This is a genomic window from Siccirubricoccus phaeus (assembly GCF_008360935.1).
Lineage (GTDB): Bacteria > Pseudomonadota > Alphaproteobacteria > Acetobacterales > Acetobacteraceae > Siccirubricoccus > Siccirubricoccus phaeus.
The window spans coordinates 56098-73951 of record NZ_SRXO01000012.1 but is presented as its reverse complement, the minus strand read 5'-3'; the positions used below and the strand labels follow the sequence as shown (position 1 = coordinate 73951).

At 70.3% G+C, this 17854-nt stretch carries 16 protein-coding genes; 7 read left to right on the top strand and 9 right to left on the bottom strand.

All coding sequences use genetic code 11. The annotated features are described in order from the left end of the window. Window positions 1-76 precede the first annotated feature (76 nt). Window positions 77-1264, top strand: a complete 1188-nt coding sequence (locus tag E5N76_RS17305; RefSeq protein ID WP_149538579.1) for an ABC transporter substrate-binding protein — start codon at window positions 77-79, stop codon at window positions 1262-1264. Window positions 1265-1566: 302 nt separating this feature from the next. Here the strand turns inward: E5N76_RS17305 and E5N76_RS17300 are convergent, their stop codons facing one another. Then, on the bottom strand, window positions 1567-2274 hold the full coding sequence (locus tag E5N76_RS17300; protein ID WP_149538578.1) for a TetR/AcrR family transcriptional regulator: 708 nt from the start codon (window positions 2272-2274) through the stop codon (window positions 1567-1569). A gap of 306 nt (window positions 2275-2580) precedes the next feature. On the opposite strand from E5N76_RS17300, the gene E5N76_RS17295 reads away from it, so the two are divergent. The 5 genes from E5N76_RS17295 (at window position 2581) to E5N76_RS17275 (ending at window position 7605) form a co-directional block, all read left to right on the top strand. Further along, complete coding sequence (locus E5N76_RS17295) at window positions 2581-3738, top strand: LLM class flavin-dependent oxidoreductase (protein WP_207792009.1); 1158 nt, start codon at window positions 2581-2583, stop codon at window positions 3736-3738. A 45-nt stretch (window positions 3739-3783) separates the two neighbouring features. Further along, on the top strand, window positions 3784-5085 hold the full coding sequence (locus tag E5N76_RS17290; RefSeq protein WP_149538577.1) for an MFS transporter: 1302 nt from the start codon (window positions 3784-3786) through the stop codon (window positions 5083-5085). A 31-nt stretch (window positions 5086-5116) separates the two neighbouring features. Continuing rightward, complete coding sequence (locus tag E5N76_RS17285) at window positions 5117-6151, top strand: zinc-binding dehydrogenase (protein WP_149538576.1); 1035 nt, start codon at window positions 5117-5119, stop codon at window positions 6149-6151. Between the two features lie 37 nt (window positions 6152-6188). Further along, window positions 6189-7001, top strand: a complete 813-nt coding sequence (locus E5N76_RS17280; protein ID WP_149538575.1) for an SDR family NAD(P)-dependent oxidoreductase — start codon at window positions 6189-6191, stop codon at window positions 6999-7001. 172 nt (window positions 7002-7173) lie between these two features. Beyond that, entirely contained in the window at window positions 7174-7605 is a 432-nt protein-coding gene (locus E5N76_RS17275; RefSeq protein WP_149538574.1) for a DUF1801 domain-containing protein, read from the top strand. A gap of 120 nt (window positions 7606-7725) precedes the next feature. Here E5N76_RS17275 and E5N76_RS31055 read toward each other — a convergent pair whose 3' ends face one another. Continuing rightward, window positions 7726-8244 carry an ATP-binding cassette domain-containing protein gene (locus E5N76_RS31055; RefSeq protein ID WP_187830224.1) on the bottom strand — a complete coding sequence of 173 codons (519 nt, stop codon included), beginning with the start codon at window positions 8242-8244 and terminating at the stop codon, window positions 7726-7728. Further along, a complete protein-coding gene (locus E5N76_RS17265; RefSeq protein WP_149538572.1) occupies window positions 8231-9568 on the bottom strand; it encodes an ABC transporter transmembrane domain-containing protein in 1338 nt (445 codons plus the stop codon). The genes E5N76_RS31055 and E5N76_RS17265 overlap by 14 nt, the downstream gene beginning before the upstream one ends. Window positions 9569-9815: 247 nt before the next feature. On the opposite strand from E5N76_RS17265, the gene E5N76_RS17260 reads away from it, so the two are divergent. After that, window positions 9816-10811 (top strand): endonuclease/exonuclease/phosphatase family protein, encoded by a 996-nt coding sequence (locus E5N76_RS17260; RefSeq protein WP_207792008.1) that lies wholly within the window; start codon window positions 9816-9818, stop codon window positions 10809-10811. Between the two features lie 7 nt (window positions 10812-10818). Here the strand turns inward: E5N76_RS17260 and E5N76_RS17255 are convergent, their stop codons facing one another. From E5N76_RS17255 to E5N76_RS17225, 6 genes are all read right to left on the bottom strand, one after another. After that, window positions 10819-12390 (bottom strand): phospholipase D-like domain-containing protein, encoded by a 1572-nt coding sequence (locus E5N76_RS17255; protein WP_207792007.1) that lies wholly within the window; start codon window positions 12388-12390, stop codon window positions 10819-10821. Then, complete coding sequence (locus E5N76_RS17250; RefSeq protein WP_149538571.1) at window positions 12383-13090, bottom strand: TVP38/TMEM64 family protein; 708 nt, start codon at window positions 13088-13090, stop codon at window positions 12383-12385. The genes E5N76_RS17255 and E5N76_RS17250 overlap by 8 nt, the downstream gene beginning before the upstream one ends. 699 nt (window positions 13091-13789) lie before the next feature. Beyond that, complete coding sequence (locus E5N76_RS17240) at window positions 13790-14164, bottom strand: phage tail fiber protein (RefSeq protein ID WP_149538569.1); 375 nt, start codon at window positions 14162-14164, stop codon at window positions 13790-13792. 13 nt (window positions 14165-14177) lie between these two features. Further along, window positions 14178-14480, bottom strand: a complete 303-nt coding sequence (locus tag E5N76_RS17235; RefSeq protein ID WP_149538568.1) for a hypothetical protein — start codon at window positions 14478-14480, stop codon at window positions 14178-14180. 109 nt (window positions 14481-14589) lie between these two features. Beyond that, window positions 14590-17064, bottom strand: coding sequence for a glycosyl hydrolase family 28-related protein (locus E5N76_RS17230; RefSeq protein WP_149538567.1), 2475 nt, complete (start codon window positions 17062-17064; stop codon window positions 14590-14592). 54 nt (window positions 17065-17118) lie between these two features. After that, window positions 17119-17772: a hypothetical protein gene (locus E5N76_RS17225; protein WP_149538566.1), complete on the bottom strand. Its 654-nt coding sequence runs from the start codon at window positions 17770-17772 to the stop codon at window positions 17119-17121. Window positions 17773-17854: the final 82 nt, after the last annotated feature.

Genomic DNA, 17854 nt, shown 5'->3' with positions numbered 1-17854 from the left:
GCAGCACCGCGATGTATGATACGCTGCGCGAGCAAATCCTGCTCGCCAGCCATCCAACCCGGGAACCCGCCTTGCCATGATGCTGCTCACCCGCCGCGCCGCGCTGGCGCTGCCAGCCGCGCTCGCCGCCCCTGCCACGCTTCGTGCCCAGGGGGCGTCAGGAGGGGCGCCGGTGAAGGTCGCGGTGCTCGCGCTGCTTACCGGCCCGGGCGCCGCCCTCGGCACGCAGCTCCGCGACGGCTTCGCCCTCGGCATGAAGCATCTGGACAGCAAGCTGGGCGGCCGCCCGGTGGAGGTGCAGGTGCTGGATGACGAGCTGCGCCCGGAAGTGGCGGTGCAGAAAATCCGCACCGCAATCGAGCGGGACAAGGTGGATTTCGTCGTCGGCGTGGTGTTCAGCAACATCCTTGGCGCCATCGCCCGGCCGGTGACGGAAAGCCGCACCTTCCTGATCAGCACCAATGCCGGCCCTTCCAACATCGCTGGCCGGGGGTGCAACCCCTTCCTCTTCTGCACCTCCTACAACAACGACCAGGTGCATGCGGTGATGGGCCAGGCGGCGCAGGATCTCGGCCATCGCCGGGCCTTCGTGCTGGTGCCGAATTACCAGGCGGGGCGGGATGCGGTGGCGGGGTTCAAATCCCGCTTCAAGGGCGAGATCCTGGAGGAGGGCTACGTCCCCCTGAATCAGATGGATTTCTCCGGGGAGCTGGCGAAGATCGCGGCGGCGAAGCCGGATTGCCTCTTCACCTTCATGCCGGGCGGGCTCGGCGTCAGCCTGGTGCGGCAATACCGCCAGGCGGGGCTGCAGAACATCCCTTTCCTCTCCACCTTCACGGTGGATGAGGCGACGCTGCCGGCGCAGCAGGACGCCGCGGTGGGCTTCTATTCCGCCAGCACCTGGGTGCCGAACATGGACAACGCCCAGAACCGCCGCTTCGTCACGGAATTCGAGGCGGCCTACGGCATGGTCCCCGCCTCCTACGCTGCGCATGCCTATGACACCGCCTTCCTGCTGGATGGCGCGCTGCAGAGGACCGGCGGCAATACGCAGAACAAGGACGCGCTGCGGGCGGCGCTGAATGCGGCCGACTTCGCCTCGGTGCGCGGCAAATTCCGCTTCGGCGCGAATCAGTTTCCCGTGCAGGATCTCTGGCTCTGCCAGGTGGCGAAGCGGGCGGATGGGAAGTTCCAGACCGAGGTGGTGCGGAAGGTCCTCAGCGACGATGTCGATCCCTGGGCGGGCGAGTGCCGCATGCGGTGATGGGGGCTTCGCGCCGCCTTCTGCACCTCCGCCGGAGCGAAGAGCGGCCCTCCTGACGGCATCCTGGCGCCAGGATGCGTGCCGTCGAAGGCGATGCAGGGAAGGACCGCCCGGACGGATGCCATCACGATCGGTCTCGCCGGTGGCGGGAAGCCACCTTGCCGTACCGGAAAACCGCGTCAGACATTCCCCCCGGGCACTGCGGAACCCCATCCTCCACTCAGCCGCCTACTCGACCCGTCCGAGCGGGCTCTGAAAGACCCCCTTCTCCTCCAGCGAGTTGCTTATCGTCACACCGATCGTCACACCGAGGCGGTCCTGCAACTCGCCGTGGATTCGGGCGGGATTGCGGGCTCAGCCGTCTGGTGTTCAGCGATCCGCTCCTGATAGGCGTTCAGCCTGGCGCGGATGCGGCCGATCGCGCCCGGCGTCGCCACGGCGCACAGGGCGAGTGAAACGCCATAGCCTATCTCGGCCTCGATCCAGCCGGGTCTGCTGCTGGATGTCGCCCAGCGATGCAGCACGCCGGCGAAGACGTAGCGGATGTTGCGTGCCAGTGCGGCCACGTCGGTCCCGGCAAGGACCTGGCCGGTGCAAACGGCTTCGCGGAGCAATCCTGCCCAGAATTGCTGGCGATCCGGCCCGTAGAACGTCCGCAGCTCGACATTGTCGGACTCGAAGAGCGCCAGGAACAACGCGCGGTAGAAGCTCTCTTCGGTCGAATAGAGCCGCGTGGCCACGGTGATCGCCGCGAAGATGTGCTCAATGGGATCCCCCGATCCGGGGATGGGCAATGCCTCCCGGAATTCCTGAAGGTCTGCCTCGAGCAGCGCCTTCAGGACCGCCTCCTTCGATCCAAGGAGGTTGTAGGGCGTGGCGAGGCTGACGCCGGCGCGTGACGCAAGTGCGCGCATGGAAAGCCCGGTCCGTCCGGTCTCGCGGATCAGCGCACGGGCCGCCCGGATGATTCTCGCACGTCGCTCGGCCTTGCTCTCTGCGTGACTGGCCATTGCTCATCCCTGTCAGGCGGACCATGCCCCGCAAGAAGCCGCCGCGTACGGGCTACCAAGCACCGGCTCGCTTCGTGGCGTCGCGATGAGGTGATTTTCCCGGGCATCCCGCAGCCGCTTTTTATAACGCGTTATAAGAACCGGACGTCCAAGCAAGAAAGGCAGCCGAACCGTGCTGACCCCCTATGCCCGAACAGGGAATGCGCGCCCTGCCGCGGCGCTCGCCCCCGATCCATGCCGCGCGTCGCCGTCCCATCGACCTGGCCGGCCCACGGCATCCGTCCCGATCGCAGCGGCGAGGCACGCATGAGCGAGTATCTGCGCAGCGGGATCTTTCTCGCGCCATTCCATAACCTGGACGAAAACCCGACCCTCGCGCTTGAGCGCGACCTCGAGCTCCTGCAGCACCTCGACCGGCTGAATTATCACGAAGCCTGGATCGGCGAGCACCATTCCGGCGGGTTCGAGATCATTGGCGCGCCCGAGCTGTTCATCGCGGCCGCTGCCGAACGGACACGCCACATCCGGCTCGGCACCGGCGTGTTGTCGCTGCCCTACCACAACCCCTTCATCCTCGCCGACCGTATGGTCCAGCTCGACCACATGACGCGCGGGCGGGCGATGTTCGGCGTAGGGCCGGGTGCGCTGGTCCACGATGCCCTGAAGATCGGCATCAAGGCGGCCGACCAGCGGCGGATGATGAACGAGTCGCTCGACGTCATCGTCAGGCTGCTGCGCGGCGAGACGGTGACCGAGAAGACAGGCTGGTACGATCTGCAGGACGCCCGGCTGCAGCTCCCCTGCTACACCCAGCCTGTCATGGAGATGGCGGTCGCCGCCTCCCGCTCCCCGGCCGGCGCCCTGGCGGCCGGGCGACACGGGCTCGGCATGCTATCGATTGGCGGCACCAGCCCGGAGGCCATCAAGCACCACAGCAACAACTGGAATCTCTACGAGGATCAGGCGCGCGGGAACGGTCACAGCCCCGACCGGCGCAAATGGCGCATGGTGACCCTCTTCCACATCGCCGAAACCCGCGAGCAGGCCCGCCGGAACGTGCAGCACGGTATCCATGCCTTCCGCGACTACTTCAATGACGTGGCGACCTTCCCGATCGTCCCGCCGGACGTCGAGGACCCCTACACCTTCTTCGTCGAGACCGGAGCCGGCTGCATCGGCACGCCCGACGACGCCATCGCCTATATCGAGCGGTTGCTGGAGGGATCCGGCGGCTTCGGCACCATCCTGGAGCTGGCGCACAACTGGGCCGACTGGGCCGAGACAAAGCGCCATTACGAGCTGATGGCGCGCTACGTTCACCCGCATTTCCAGCGCTCACGCGAATGGCGGCGCGACAGCTACGCCTTTGCCCGCGACCACCATGCCGAGTTCGTCGGTCAGGCCAGCGCGGCCGTGCAGGCGGAGATCGCCCGGCAAGAGGCCAGGAAGCGCGGCACGCCGTAGCGCGGCGGCTGATCGCGCGGCCGTGGGACCATCTGGGGGAACGGGATGCTGAAGCGCCTGCAATGGGCCACTATCGGGCTGCTCTTCGCGGGCGGCCTGATCAACTACATGGACCGTGCGGTGTTCGCCGTCCTGGCGCCACTTATCGGACGTGATCTCGAGCTCGATCCGGCGCAGCTGGGCCTGGCGTTCAGCGTGTTCTCCTTCGGCTACACCATCTTCTGCTTCTTCGGCGGGTGGGCCGCGGACCGCTTCGGATCCAAGCGTACCCTCGCAGTCTCGATGGCGCTGTGGTCGGTCTTCTGCGGGCTGATCGGGACGGCGGGAAATTTCCTCTCGCTCCTCGTGCTGCGGACACTCTTCGGCATTGGCGAATCGCCCTATATCTCCGCCGCCAACAAGGTGCTGATGCGGTGGTTCTCGCGCGAGCGCTACGCCGGCGCTTTCGGTCTCGCCAGTTCCGGGCAGCCGCTCGGCGGCGTCGTGGCCGGGCCGCTCGTCGGGGTGATCGCAGCCGCCTTCGGCTGGCGCGCGGCCTTCTTCGCCGTCGCCGCTATCGGCCTGGCCTGGGTGCTTTGCTGGCTTCTCCTCGCCGCCAACAGCCCGGAAGAGCATCCCTGGCTGGGCGCCGATGAACGGGAGAAGGTGCAGCGCGAACGGCAGGCCGAGGCCGCCGCCACGCCGCCCGTTCCCGGCGGGTTGCGCGACGCGCTGCGCCAGCCATCCCTCATCGCCACGTCGCTCTGCTTCTTCAGCTACAGCTACCTGCTCTACTTCTTCCTTTCCTGGTTCCCGAGCTACCTGACCATGTCGCTGGGCATGAGCGTCGGGACGATGAGCGTCGTCAGCGCGATCCCCTGGATGCTCGGTGCGCTCGGGCTGATCAGCGGTGGCTTCATCTGCGACTACGTGACCCGCCTTTCCGGCGACCCGCTGCGTGGCCGCAAGATGGTGCTCGTGGTCGGACTCCTGGTCGCGGCGGGATGCGTGGCGCTTGCCGGCCTGGTCAGCTCGGTCCCCGCCGCGGTGACCCTGATGGGGCTTGGTGTCGGCTTCATGTACCTGACCGGCCCGACCTATTACGCGATCGGCCTGGACGGCGTGCCGGAGCAAAGCCTCGGCAGCGTCGGCGGCTTCATGGTCTTCGTGGCGAATGTCGGCGGCATGCTGGCGCCGATCATCACCGGCTACCTGGTGAAGGGCACGGGAACCTTCATCAGCGCCTTCATCCTGGCTGCGGTGCTGGTCGTCCTCGGTGCCCTGACCGTCGCGCTCTTTGCCCGCCGCTCGGCGGCGGACGAGGCGGCGCCCGCCAGCGCACGGCCGCTTGGCGCCGGTCGGGCGTGAGGTGCCGGTCTTCATCAGCGAGAGAGGCGTCATGAAAGCCGCTGTCTTCGCCGGGCCGGGGATGCCCCTGCAGATCGAGCAACGGCCCGCGCCCCGGGCCGAACCGGGCGAGATCGTCCTGCGGGTCGCTTATTGCGGCATCTGCGGCTCCGACCTGCATGCCACGGAGCCGGGCCCGTCCCATATTCCGGCCGGCACGGTGCTGGGCCATGAATTCGCCGGCGAGGTCGTGGAGTCCCGCGCTGCGGGCTGGGCGCCGGGCGACCGCGCCATCGGTATCCCGGTGTGGCCCTGCGACGACTGCCGAGCCGAGGGCGAATGCCGGGACCGCCTCGGCATCCATTGCCCGAACAGCCGGATCGTCGGCATGTCCCCGGCGGTCCCGGGCGGCTACGCCGAGTATGTCCGCCTCGGCGGACGCCAGGCCCTGCGGATCCCGGACGGCGTGGACGATCAGGCCGCCGCTCTGGCGGAGCCACTGGCGGTGGGCGCCCATGCCGTGCGCATGGCGGGGCCGCTGCTGGGGCGGCGGGTGCTGGTAGTGGGGGCGGGGCCGATCGGCATCGCTGTCGTCCTCTTCGCCCGCGCGGCCGGCGCGCGGGATGTGGTGGTCAGCGAAATCGATCCGGTCCGGCGGGACCGGGCGGTGCGCCTGGGCGCGACGGCCGGGGTCGACCCTGCCGCCGGCGCGCTCGATGCGGCATTCCGCGGCCTGACCGGCGGCCCGCCCGAGATTCTGTTCGAGTGCGTCGGTGCGCCTGGCCTGCTGCAGCAATGCATCGAATTGGCGTCCGTCCGCTCCTGCGTCGTCATCGTCGGGGTCTGCCGCACCGAGGACCGTCTGATCCCGCGGCGCGCCGTGCTCAAGGAATTGCGGCTGCAATTTGTGCTGGGCTACGTGCCGGAGGATTTCGCGCTGGCCCTGGACCTCCTCCGGGCGAAGGGGGCGGAAGCGACGGCAATGATCTCGCGGGTCGTCAGCTTTGCGGAGCTGCCGGACGCCTTCGAGGCGCTCCGGCGTCCCAACCCGCACAACAAGGTACTGCTCGATCCGTCGCGCGGCTAGCGGCGGACGGGCGGCGGGATTGACGGGAGGATTGGGCATGAGCGGCAGCACGGGACGCTTCGCCGGCAGGGTGGCGGTGGTGGCGGGCGGTGCCTCGGGCATCGGGCTGGCCATCCTGCGCGGCCTGCACCGCGAGGGGGCCAGCATCGTTTGCGCGGACATCAACCGCGAGAAGCTGGACGCGGTTGCGGGCAGCTTCGAAACCCGGGTGGCGTGCACGACAGCGGACGTCACGAAAGAGGCCGAGGTGGAGGCGGCGATGGCTCTCGCGGTCGAGCGGTTCGGAAGGCTCGACTGCGCCTTCAACGTCGCCGGCGCCTCCCGGCCCGGCTACCTGGTGGATCTGAGCGAGGCGGATTGGGACTTCACCGTCGACCTCTGCCTGAAGGGCGTGTTCCTCTGCACGAAGCACGCCGCGCGGCGGATGCTGGGCTTTGACGGCGGCACGATCGTCAATATCGCCTCGCTGAACGCGCATGTGCCCATGCATGCCGGTGCCGCCTATGCCTCGGCGAAGGCGGGCGTCGAGATGCTGACCAGGAACGCGGCGCTGGAGCTCACGCCGGACGGGATCCGGGTCAACGCCGTCCTTCCGGGGCTGGTCGAGACGCCGCTCACCCGCCGGCACTTCGAGAATCCGGCGGCGCAGGCCGCTTTCCTCGCGCGCATCCCGGCCGGCCGCGCCGCGCAACCCGAGGACATCGCCGGTCCCGCGCTGTTCCTGGCCAGCGACGAGGCCCGCTACGTCTCCGGCGCCAGCCTGCTGGTCGATGGTGCCTGGGCAGTCACCGGCTACCCTGACATGCGGCCCTTCCGCGGCGCGCCAGGCTGGTCGCCTCGCGGTGCATGATCCCGAAGCACACGAACCGGAGAGCGCGACCTGGTATCCCGCTCGGGCGAAGACGCGGGGACTATATGTTCAAGGCGTCGGACGTCGCGCGCATGGAGATTGCCCGGCGCAGAGGCGATCGCCGTGAGGCAGCGGGAGGCCCCCTAGGGAGGGCCCCTGGGGAGACCCCTCGATGACCAGGCCCAAGGCAAGGACACAGCCGAACGTGCAATCGGTGGACGCCTTTCTTGCCGGGCTGGCCGATGCGGCGCGCCGCGCGGATGCGATCGCGCTGCGCGAGATCATGGAACGCGTATCGGGCGAACCGGCCGTGATGTGGGGTGGCAGCCTCGTCGGCTTCGGCGCTTACCGCTACAGCTATGAGAGCGGCCGGGAGGGCAGCATGGCGCGCGTGAGTTTCTCGCCACGCGCCAAGGAGCTCGTGCTCTATGGGATGGGTGGATTTCCCGAGTACGAGAACCGGCTCCAGAAGCTTGGCAAGCACCGGACCGGAAAAGCTTGCCTCTACATCGGGCGCCTGGCGGATGTGGACGGTGCGGTGCTGGAGGAGCTGCTGTCCGAAACCCTTCGCTACCTGCGTGAGCGCTATCCGCCGGACGAATGATGAGGCCATGGGGAGAGCAGACGCGGCCACTTTCAGCCGGGCGGCTCAGCGCCCATCTCCGAGGGTGGCCATTTCGCCATCGACCGCATGGCCGGCATCGAGATCGAGGGCAGGGTCCGATCAGGTCGCCCTGGCACGTCCGATCGGCCTGACGCCCTGCTCCAGGACCTCTTCCGCCTCGATCTGCGCACGCCAGAGCGAGGCGTAGAGGCCCCCACGCTGCAGCAGCTCCTCGTGGCTCCCGCGTTCGACGATCGAGCCGTGGTCCAGCACGACGATCTCGTCGGCCTGGCGGATCGTCGAGAGCCGGTGGGCGATCACCAGCGTCGTCGTGCCCCGGGCCAGCAGGTCCAGCCGGGCCTGCACCTCCCGTTCCGTCCGCGTGTCCAGGGAGGCCGTGGCCTCGTCCAGCACGAGGAGCCGCGGCTTCTTCAGCAGCGCGCGGGCAATCGCGACCCGCTGACGCTCACCGCCGGAGAGGCGCAGCCCCCGCTCGCCCACCACCGTCTCCCATCCCTCCGGCAGGGCGGCCACCACACGGTCGAGCCCCGCGGTCCTTGCCGCCGCCTCGATCTCATCCGGGCTGGCATCCGGCTGCCCGAAGGCGACGTTCCGGCGCAGCGTGTCATGCAGCAGCACGGTTTCCTGGGGGAACGATGGCGATCGCCCTGCGCAGCGCCTGCAGGTCGAGATCCTCGACCGGCACGCCGTCCAGGGCGATCCGGCCGCCATCCGCTGCGTAGAGGCGGAGGAACAGCCGCGCCAAGGTCGACTTGCCCGATCCGCTACGGCCGACGACGGCCAGGGTGCGCCCTGCCGGGATGTCCAGGTCGATGCCCCGCAGTACCTCCCGCTCGCCGTCGTAGCCGAACCGCAACTGCCGGACCTGTACGGAGAGGGCGCCCCCTGGCGGCAGGCTTGCCTGGCCGGGGGAGAGCTCGCTTTCCGAGGGCTCCGCCAGGAGCCGCCGAAGCCGGCCCGCCATGTCCAGGCCGCGCGTCACCTCGCGGATCAGGTGCCCCAGCCGCTCCACCGGCCCCATCACCTGCAGGACGTAGGCGTTGACCAGGACGAAGTCGCCCGCCGTCAGCCGGCCGGCCGCCACCTCGCGCCCGGCCAGCAGCAGGGTGCATCCCATGGCGGCCGCGACGATCAGGCCCTGCGCGGCCCCCGTCACGCCGATCAGCCGCGCGAAGCGGGACCAGTGCGCGTCGCTGCGCGCCATCCCGCTGACCACATGGTCCAGCACGTAGCGCTCGCGCGCGAAGAGCTTGATCGCCTCGTGATTGGCGAAGGCGTCGTGCGCGATGCCGGCGGCCTCGGCGTTGTCCCTGGCCGCATCGCGGTAGGCGGCCCGCTGCCCGGCGATCCCCTTCTCGAAGACGATGCCGTAGCCGATGACGAAGACGACGAGCACGAGGGTGATCGACCACGGGAAGGAGCTGGCCGCGAGCACGGCGAAGGCGATGCCGACCTCGACGAGGAAGGGGAGGGCGGAGAAGAGCAGCGCGCCCAGGATGGTCGTGCTTCCGCTCACGCCATCCGACACGGTGCGGGCCATCTCGCCGCTGCGGTGCTTCAGGAAGAATGCGTGGGGGAGATCGAGCAGGCGCGCATAGGCCTGCAGCGAAAGCGCGCGTTCCACGCGGCGGGATGAGAGCTGATAGCCCCAGCCGGCGATGGAGGGCCCGACCCGGGCGGCGCCGATGAGCCCGGCATAGGCCAGGACAGGAAGAACGACCGCCGCCGGCCCGCTGCCGAGGCCGTCGATGATGGCCTTGAGCGCCAGGGGGGAGAGGGCCTGGAAGGCGGAGCCGAGCACCACGAGCACCAGCACGCCGCCCATCTGCCAGCGCGTCGAGGGCGGGACGCTGCGCCACAGGCCGGTCGAGACGTGCCGCAGCTCCTCGCCCAGGCCGGCCAATTTGCCGGGCTCTCTTCGGCGATCGAAGTCTGGCGGCATGGCGTGGTCCCCGTTTGCGAGCCGCTCGCAATAACAGATCGCCCCCTGTTCCGTTAGCTCCGGCCGGCGAGCTTCTGTGCCTGCGGCGCATCGAACAGCACCGGCTCCCTGCAGCCAGCCGGGAGGGAAGGAACCACAGGCTGTGCGGCGTGAATTTGATGCGTCGTCGGTGGCGCCCCGGCCGCGCAGCTCTCAGGGCGAAGCGCCCAATTTGTTCGGTACTGGGAGGCGCCTTAGAACGTGCGCCGTGTGGAAGAAATTCCTGACCGGTGCCATCCAGCACTGGCCTGAGCGCCACCGCGCCGAGGGCGACGGCAATCCGTATCCGGAACGCGGTCAGCGAGAGGGAGAAGCAAGCTGTGCCAGGACGGCAACAGATGCGACCAGCCGGCCTGGCGATGATGGCGACGTCCTGGTCGATATCGGGACGTTCCCCGGACGTGCGCCAAGCCAGGTCGCTGCCGCTGCGGCCATCGCGCGTTGTCGCGGCATGCCCCGTATTCTGACCTACAACGTGCATAGCTGCCGCGGCACGGACGGCGTGCTCTCGCCTGAGCGGATCGCCGCCGTGATCGCCGCCGCCCGGCCCGACATCGTAGCGCTACAGGAACTCGATGTCGGGCGCGTCCGGACCCGTGGCCTCGACCAGGCGCACAGCATCGCGCGCGAGCTCGGCATGAATTTCCACTTCCACCCGGCGCTCCGGGTCGAAGAGGAATCCTACGGCGATGCGATCCTGAGCACGCTGCCTCTCCGGCTCGTCAAGGCCGGGCCGTTGCCCGGCCTGACGCATCGGCCGCTGCTGGAGCCGCGTGGCGCGCTCTGGGTCGCGGTGGAACTCGGCGAAGGGACCGTGCTGCAGGTGATCAACACGCATCTCGGCCTGGCGCCAAGCGAGCGGCTGGCGCAGGTCGCGGCATTGCTCGGGGAGGGCTGGCTCGGCCATCCGGCCTGCCGCGGCCAGCCGGCGGTGCTGCTCGGCGACTTCAACGCCGTGCCTCGTTCCGGCGCCTATCGGCGGCTCGCCGCCGGCCTGCGCGACGCGCAATGCGCGCAGCCCGGGCAGCGGCCGCGACCCACCTTCCCGTCCCGGTGGCCGCTGCTGCGCATCGACCATGTCTTCCTCGGCGAGGGTGTCGAGGCGCAGAGCGCGGAGGTGCGCCGCGGTCCGCTCGAGCGGCTGGCATCCGATCACCTGCCGCTGGTCGTGGAGCTGAGCATCCGCCCGCAGGCGCCGGTGTAAGCAGCGCTTACGACGCACGCCACCGTCGCCAGGGCCGCCAGGAATCCTCGGGCCCGCACGGGTTGCCCAGTTGCAGGGCGGCGACAACCGCCCCGAAGGGGCCAGGCTCGCCGGGCTGGAGCGGCGGCAGCCGCCGCTGGCTGCGACCGCCGTCCAGCGCCTCGATGCCCTTGGCCAGCCCGCCCGCCGCGGTGATCGCCGCCGCCATGCGTGCATCGTCGACGTCCAGGAAGTGACCGATCAGCCGCTCCCGGAAGCGGCGGATCGCGGCCTGGACGCGCGCGCCGTCCGGCCCGGCCGGGGCTTCGAGGGCGAGGTCGCATTCGGTATCGAAGCCGCCCGAGCGGTTGTTGAGGTTCGCCGAGCCGACGCGCAGCAGCCGATCATCGATGATGGCGACCTTCGAATGCACGATGACGGTCCGCCCACCCGCCGTGCGCGGCGCATAGGCGGAGAAGCGGCCGTGGCGGTCAGCGGCACGAAGCCGCGCCACCAGCGAGTCGCGCGGCGCATCCATCGTCATCCGGTCGAGAATGCCGGGACTCCTCCTCGACACGATGAGCAGGATCTCCGGCCCCTCGGCCTCCGCGAGCCGCGCAGCCAGCGCATCCGCCAGCCGCGGCCAGGCGAAATACTGATTCTCAAGGTAGATGAAGCGGCGCGCGGCGGCGATGGCCGCCAGGTACAACGCCTCGACCTCGCGCGCCGGCGGGTCGTGCATCCAGGCCGGCTCGGTGCGGGCGATGCCAAGGCGCGGCGCGCCCATCAGGTCGGGGGGCACCTCCTGCGGCCAGGGATCGCCGCCCACAGGCGGCGGCGGCGCAATTCGTTCGCCGGTCGCATGCAGCCAGCGTTCGCGCGCAAGCTGGCCCAGCGCCGCCGCCGCCCCGCCATCCACCAGCATCATCACCTCATGCCGCGGCGCGTGCTCCCTGCCGAAGGGCAGGCGGCGGCGCGCATCATGGTCCGGGTGCCGCGGCGTGTCCCAGCGATTGATCGCGAAATCGCCACCGCCGCAGAAGGCTATGGCGTCGTCGATGATCAGCGATTTCTGATGATGGCAGGCGCCGATGGGTGCGTGGTCCAGATGGAAATGCACCTGGCCGCCCCGGAACCGCGCGGCTGCGCGCCTGGGAAAGAACTGCCTGCGCGCCGTGAGCAGGAGGGGGATGTCCCAGACCAGCACGCGGATGTCGAGGCCCGGCCGCTGCGTCGCAAGCGCGGTCAGCAGCGGCCCGATCTCGTCCGGCGGTTCCTGTGCCGCCGCGTCCGGGCACAGGCGCGTGCGCGGGTCGAAATCCCAGCCGAGCAGCAGGATGGATCGCTCAGCTCTTAGCATGGCGGCCTTGGCCGCGGCGAAATAGGCGGCGTTGTCGAGCAGGAAGGCGATGCGTCCCGCCGACTCGACACGCCAGCAGGTCTCGCCGGCGCGCAGCAGCGAGGACTGCCCGCCATGCGGCGCGGCCTCCTCCGCACCCCTGAGCCGGGACTCCGGCCACATGGCGCCGACATTCGCCTCCGCTACATCCGAGGCGGCACGGGATGAATGCGCCGATCCCGGCCCGCAATTGTCACGCATGGCTCCTCCAACGCCGCCACCACATCGCCACCAGAGAAAGTGTGGCGAGGCCGAGAAGCGGCAACAGGATCGGCGCCGAGAGCAGCACGGATGCATCCGCCCGCCCACCCTGGGCGAAGACCTGCCCGAACCCGGCGCCGATGCCGGCAAAGATCAGGGTGCTGGGCACGATCCCCAGCGCGGTCGCGGCCAGGAAAGCGCGGAACGGCATCCCCACCAGGGCCGGCGCGATGCTGCCGACGGGGTAGGGCACGATGGGCAGCAGCCGCAGCGAGAGCAGGTACCAGAAGCCGTCGCGCTCCAGCCCCGGCCGAAGCCGGTCCAGGAAGGGGCCGGCCCGCTGCGCCACCGCCGGGGCCAGCGCCGAGCGAACGGCCAGGAACAGCAGGCAGGCCCCCGCCGTGGCGGCCGTCACCGCGAGCGCGGCGCCGAGCCAGCGGCCGAACAGCAGGCCGCCCGCCAGCGTCAGCACGGGACCGGCGGGGACGGAGAAGGTGACCGCTGCCACATAGGCCAGAAGGTAGCATGCGGCCGACAGGAACGGCCGCGCCGCCACCTGCTGCGACAGCGCGTCGCGGTACTCCGCCAGGACATCCAGCGACATGTAGCGCTGCAGGCCGAACGCCCAGGCCGTCGCGAGCCCGGCCAGCAGGACCAGGACCGGCAGGAGCCGCAGCCATCCGAATCGATCATCTTCCATGCCGCGATGGCGGGCGGCCTTGATGCCCATTTCCGGCAAACTCCCGATCAGGGGCGGCAAGCGGCCGTGCTGTGGTGCGCGCCGAGGCGGCCACGCCGGTCACGATCCCGGCTTCGGCCCCAGCTCGACCGTTCCCCGGCGCCGCAGGCCGAGATGCTCGAAGGCCTCGACCGGATCCGAACCGATATGGGAAAGGGCGGTCGCGGGGATTCACTGGGTGACCTCGCATCCGACGGGCTCGATGATGCCGGCGCCTTTCATGGCCAGACACGCAGGGTGTGGGCCATGGCTCGGGCCATGGCTCAGCCTCGGCCGGTGCCAGAGACGCGGCATTCTCCCCGCGTACCGATACCCGCTGGGGCAGGGGCCGCTGAGTTCGGCGGCCTCGATGCAGATCCCAGGGCGCGCCGGCGGTTCGGGCTTGTCGAGGACGACGGCCTGGACCTGCATGCGAGGCAATCTCTCCGGAATGCGTGCGAGATCGAAACGGAACGGCGCTCCGGCCGTTCCTCAGCCTGGGCCAACGCCTGCGTGCGGAGCAGGGTTGCCGCCGCCCCGCGCGCCCGGCCGATGCCGTCTCCCACGTGACTCAACATTTCGGCAGGCGGTGGCACGAACCGGAAAGAGGGCGGCGCCTGGTCGGTGCCGCCCTCGGTCGGCAGGTTAAACCGCCGACTCCGGCCGGGCCCGGCCGCTGCCTCAGCTCGCCGTCAGCACCAGCCCGGCCGGGTTGATCGTCACCGTCCCGGCGCCGGTCACCGCAGCGGCCTGCGACAGCGCGGACCAGGTCAGCGCATTGCCGCCGCTCACCGCGTCGAACAGCCCGACATGCGTCAGCGTGCCGGCCGAGGCGGCGAAGGTGAAGGTCACCGCATCGGTGTTCTGCTGCGCGCCGGTGCCGCTGAAGGTCACCCGCTGCCGGGCATAGCCGGTGCCGGTCGGCTCGCCGGTCAGGCCGGTGGCATCGCTGCCGCCGGTGCCGAGGCCGAGATAGACCGCGGTCGGCATCGCCGGCGCCCGGGCGCAGAGCGCGCGGCCGAGAAGGTTCTTCGCATAATCGGTCAGGTCGGGCATCGCTCTCTCCTGCTCAGCAATCGGTGGCGTCGGTGAACCACACCTGCCCGTCCTCGGCAGGCAGGGTCCTGGCCGCGGCGTAGAGCGCCGCGGTGGTGAGGCTGTGCAGACTCGCCTCGCCCAGCTCCTCGGGCGTCGCGCGGAAGCGGATGGCGGGCAGCGGCGTCTTGCCGGCGCTGCGCGCCTCGGCGTCCGGGTAGCCATGCAGGCGGAACTCCGCCACGCCGGCGACATGGTCGATCTGCGTATGGGTCAGCCGCCAGTAGCTGGCGACGAGGCCGGTATTCTCGATCTCGATGGGCTTCAGCAGGGCCATGATGCTCTCCGGTGGATCTGCCGGCGCGCGTGGGCTTCGCCGCGGCTTCCGCCCTGCGCGCCTGGCCGGTGGTGGGTGGTGCGGCCGCCGGGCGGCGGCCGCGCCGGGGTCAGCCGACGGCTTCGACGGACAGCACGCGGGCGACCCAGTTGATCGTCTTGTTCGCCTCGCCGGTGCCGCTGAGGGCGACGCCGCCATTGGTCGTGTCGGCCGCCACGGCCAGGCGCCAGGCGGCAGCCGCGCTGTCGCTGTAGGTGGGCGCGAGGGAAGCGCCGCCACCGCCGACCAGGCTGGTGGCGGCAGCGGTGGCGCCGCGTTTCACCAGCGCCTCCACTGTCCAGCCGGCGCTGTCGCCCGCGGTGCCGGCGGCACCGCCGGTCTGCCGGGCGAGCACCATCAGCCTGAGGAGATAGGTGCCGTTATTCGGCAGGTTCAGCGTGTTGCTGGTGTTGGGGCCGCCGTTATCCCCGGTCAGCCGCGTCGCGGTGGCGTCAGTGGCCTGTCGGCGAAGCAGGAACTCGCCGGCCTGGGCGTCGCCATCGGTGATGAAGCGGCCGGCCGCCCAGGCGCCCCGGTGAATGTTGTTGCGGGTATAGGCCTGCTGCCCGCCGGGGACCCAGCTAGCGCCGCTGTTTGCGGCGTTGCCGTTACCGCCGGCGACGGTAGAGAAGGTGCCGGCAGCGATGTTGCCGCTGCCGCCGCTGATGGTCGCCGCGTTGCCGGTGGCGGCCTGGTTGGCGAAGGAGCGATTGGATTGCCAGTCCACCGCATTGGTGCCCCGGGCATTGCCGCCGGCCGCGGTCCCGTCCGGGATGGCGGCCATCAGCGCACCGGTGCCCTTGGTGACCAGGGCCAGGCCGACATTGCCATCCGCCGAGCCGGTATCGGCCAGCACCGCCACCGGGTTGCCGGTGGCCGCGCCCTGCAGCCGCGCGATATTGCCGCTACCGCCGGGTGCCGTCAGGACGTCGGCGGCAAGCCGCACCAGCCCGCTGCCCTTCGGCGTCAGGGCGATGCCGATATTGGCATCAGCGCCGGCCGCCTGGAGCGTGACGGCATTGCCGGTGGTGCCGCCGGTGACCAGCAGCCGGTTCGCCGTGCTGCCGGGCGTCGCGACTTCCAGCGCATGGCTGCCGGGCATCGCGCCCAGGGTGACGGCGCCGGCGGCGGTGGCGCGCAGCACCTCCACCCCGCCGGCGCTGCCGGCCAGGACGCCGGTGGCGGGGAGGTAGAGGCCGGTGTCGGTGCTGCCGACCGTGAGTCCCGGGCGCGCCGCCCGCCCGGCCGGCGCGCCCGTGGCGAGGATGCCGTTGGTGCCGCTGTTCACCACCGGGCCGCCATTGCCGGATTCAAGCAGCGCCGGGGAGCCGAGATAGACGGCGTTCGGCGGATTGCCGCCGGAATCGGCGATGCTGATCGCCGCCGCGCCGTTGTTCTGGGCGTTGAAGCGCACGCAGCGCAGCGAGAAGATGTCGAGCCGGTTGCCGCTGCCGCCGATGGCGATCGGGTTGTCCTGCACCGCGTCGATGCGGAGATTCGCCGCCTGGATCCGGGTGTTGGCGGCGTTGACGCAGATGCCGTTGGAGCCGGCGAGAGCGGCGCCGCCGGAATTGTACAGCTCGTTCTGCGAGGTGAGGCTGCCGATCTGCCCCTCGGTGCCGTTGGCTTCCACCAGCACCGCGTATTTCACGAAATCCGCATAGGCCTGGCCGATGTAGAATTTCGTGGTGTTGCCGGCGGTGGAGGAGGCGAAGCGGAACATGCTCCGGTAGCCGAGCACGAAGGCCTGGTCGATGAAGACGCCGTCGACCCGGCGGAAGATCATCGCATCGCCATTGGCCTGCTGCCAGCGGACGACGTTGTTGTCCGCGGTCAGGAAGGTCCAGAAATGCAGGTTGTGGATGCGCGGCACGTCGAAGCACTCGTCGATCTCGACGCCCGCGGTGAAGATCTGGCCGCGCAGCCGGCGGATGTCCAGCCGGCCGGAATTGCGGCAGTAGATGCCCTTGTTGATGGCGCAGAGGAAGACGTTGTCGAAGTCCACGCCGCCTAGGCAGTCCTCCACCCGGAAGACGTAGTCGAAGGCGTTCGGCGTCCAGGAGGCGTTGATCGGGTTGGTGTGGTTCTGCCGCACCGCGATGTCGCTCACCGCCGCGCCGCGCGTCGAGACGCCGGTGAAGGTGAAGGGGGTGAAGCCGGTGGCGGCGATCTGCAGCCAGGTGCCCTGGCCGGGGCCCGGGCCTTCGGTGAAGCCGGCGCCCTGGAAGCGGATGGTGGCGTCGCTGACCGTGATGGCGGAGGCGATGCGGTACACCTTCGGGCCGAAATAGAGCGTGCCGCCGCCCTTGGTCTTCAGGTCGTTCACCGCGGCCTGGATGGCGGGCGCGTCATTGGTGGTGCCGTCGCCCCTGGCCCCGTAATCCCGCACATGCGCGCCGCGCTCGGCGAGGATGGCGTTGCGGATCTGGGTGATGGAGGCGCGGCGGGTTTCGGTGATGGCGCCGCTGGTCTGCACCAGCGGGGCAAGGTCGCTGTCGCCGAGCGTGGCGGCCACGGGCAATTCGCTGATTCTTGCGTCGGGCATGGGGCTCCGTTCCGGTATTCGCGGCTGGGGGGAAGGGCGGCCGGGGCGCGGCGCCTATTGCTTCAGGACGTTGCCGCTTTCGGTCAGCAGCTTGCCGTCGGCCTCGACCAGGATGAGCTTGAGGTCGGGGCCGACATTGAAGCTCCGGGAGAAGGTGGCGACGCGCGGGTCCGCCACGTCCTCGACATGGATGCGGTAGCCGGTGCCGACCGGCGGCGCCGGGAAGGTGGTGGCGGCGGCGCCGTTCGAGACCGGGATGGTCCGGGCGGGCGGCACCACCGCGCCGGTGCCGTCGCGCAGCGTGAAGACCACGGCACTGACCGGGCCGGTGACGGTGGCGGAGACCGGGATGGACGTGCCGGCGACGATGCCGGCGGCGAAGGGGGCGAGGATGATGGTGCGCACCACCGCTGCGGCCACCTGGCTCAGCCCGAAGCTCTGGGCAACGCTGCGCACCGTGTTGAGCGGGCCGACCGCGCCGTCCAGCGTGACGCCGGTGCCGAGCTGCGCGCCGATCCGGATGGGCAGCAGCGCCACCGCGTCGGCGGTCTGCAGCATCATCAGGTCGCCCGGCTTCAGGCTGCCGGCGACGCTGCCGAAATAGCCGGCGCTGCCGACCGTCGAGCGGCTGTCCGCGGTGCGGTAGTGCCAGAGGGTGAAATTGTTGCCCTGGACGAGGGCGGTGAGGTTGGCCGGGCTGAAGGGCACGGGGATCTCCGTCTCAACGGGCGTGCGCGCGCGGCAGGCCGTCCGAACGGGGCGGCCTGGGCGGCGGGCGCGGAGGGTGCGG

What these genes read in the sequence shown, in the direction of transcription:
- E5N76_RS17305 (WP_149538579.1), top strand. Translation starts at nt 77, where the DNA reads ATGATGCTGCTCACCCGCCGCGCCGCGCTGGCGCTGCCAGCCGCGCTC.
- E5N76_RS17300 (WP_149538578.1), bottom strand. Translation starts at nt 2,274, where the DNA reads ATGGCCAGTCACGCAGAGAGCAAGGCCGAGCGACGTGCGAGAATCATC.
- E5N76_RS17295 (WP_207792009.1), top strand. Translation starts at nt 2,581, where the DNA reads ATGAGCGAGTATCTGCGCAGCGGGATCTTTCTCGCGCCATTCCATAAC.
- E5N76_RS17290 (WP_149538577.1), top strand. Translation starts at nt 3,784, where the DNA reads ATGCTGAAGCGCCTGCAATGGGCCACTATCGGGCTGCTCTTCGCGGGC.
- E5N76_RS17285 (WP_149538576.1), top strand. Translation starts at nt 5,117, where the DNA reads ATGAAAGCCGCTGTCTTCGCCGGGCCGGGGATGCCCCTGCAGATCGAG.
- E5N76_RS17280 (WP_149538575.1), top strand. Translation starts at nt 6,189, where the DNA reads ATGAGCGGCAGCACGGGACGCTTCGCCGGCAGGGTGGCGGTGGTGGCG.
- E5N76_RS17275 (WP_149538574.1), top strand. Translation starts at nt 7,174, where the DNA reads ATGACCAGGCCCAAGGCAAGGACACAGCCGAACGTGCAATCGGTGGAC.
- E5N76_RS17265 (WP_149538572.1), bottom strand. Translation starts at nt 9,568, where the DNA reads ATGCCGCCAGACTTCGATCGCCGAAGAGAGCCCGGCAAATTGGCCGGC.
- E5N76_RS17255 (WP_207792007.1), bottom strand. Translation starts at nt 12,390, where the DNA reads ATGCGTGACAATTGCGGGCCGGGATCGGCGCATTCATCCCGTGCCGCC.
- E5N76_RS17250 (WP_149538571.1), bottom strand. Translation starts at nt 13,090, where the DNA reads ATGGAAGATGATCGATTCGGATGGCTGCGGCTCCTGCCGGTCCTGGTC.
- E5N76_RS17240 (WP_149538569.1), bottom strand. Translation starts at nt 14,164, where the DNA reads ATGCCCGACCTGACCGATTATGCGAAGAACCTTCTCGGCCGCGCGCTC.
- E5N76_RS17235 (WP_149538568.1), bottom strand. Translation starts at nt 14,480, where the DNA reads ATGGCCCTGCTGAAGCCCATCGAGATCGAGAATACCGGCCTCGTCGCC.
- E5N76_RS17230 (WP_149538567.1), bottom strand. Translation starts at nt 17,064, where the DNA reads ATGCCCGACGCAAGAATCAGCGAATTGCCCGTGGCCGCCACGCTCGGC.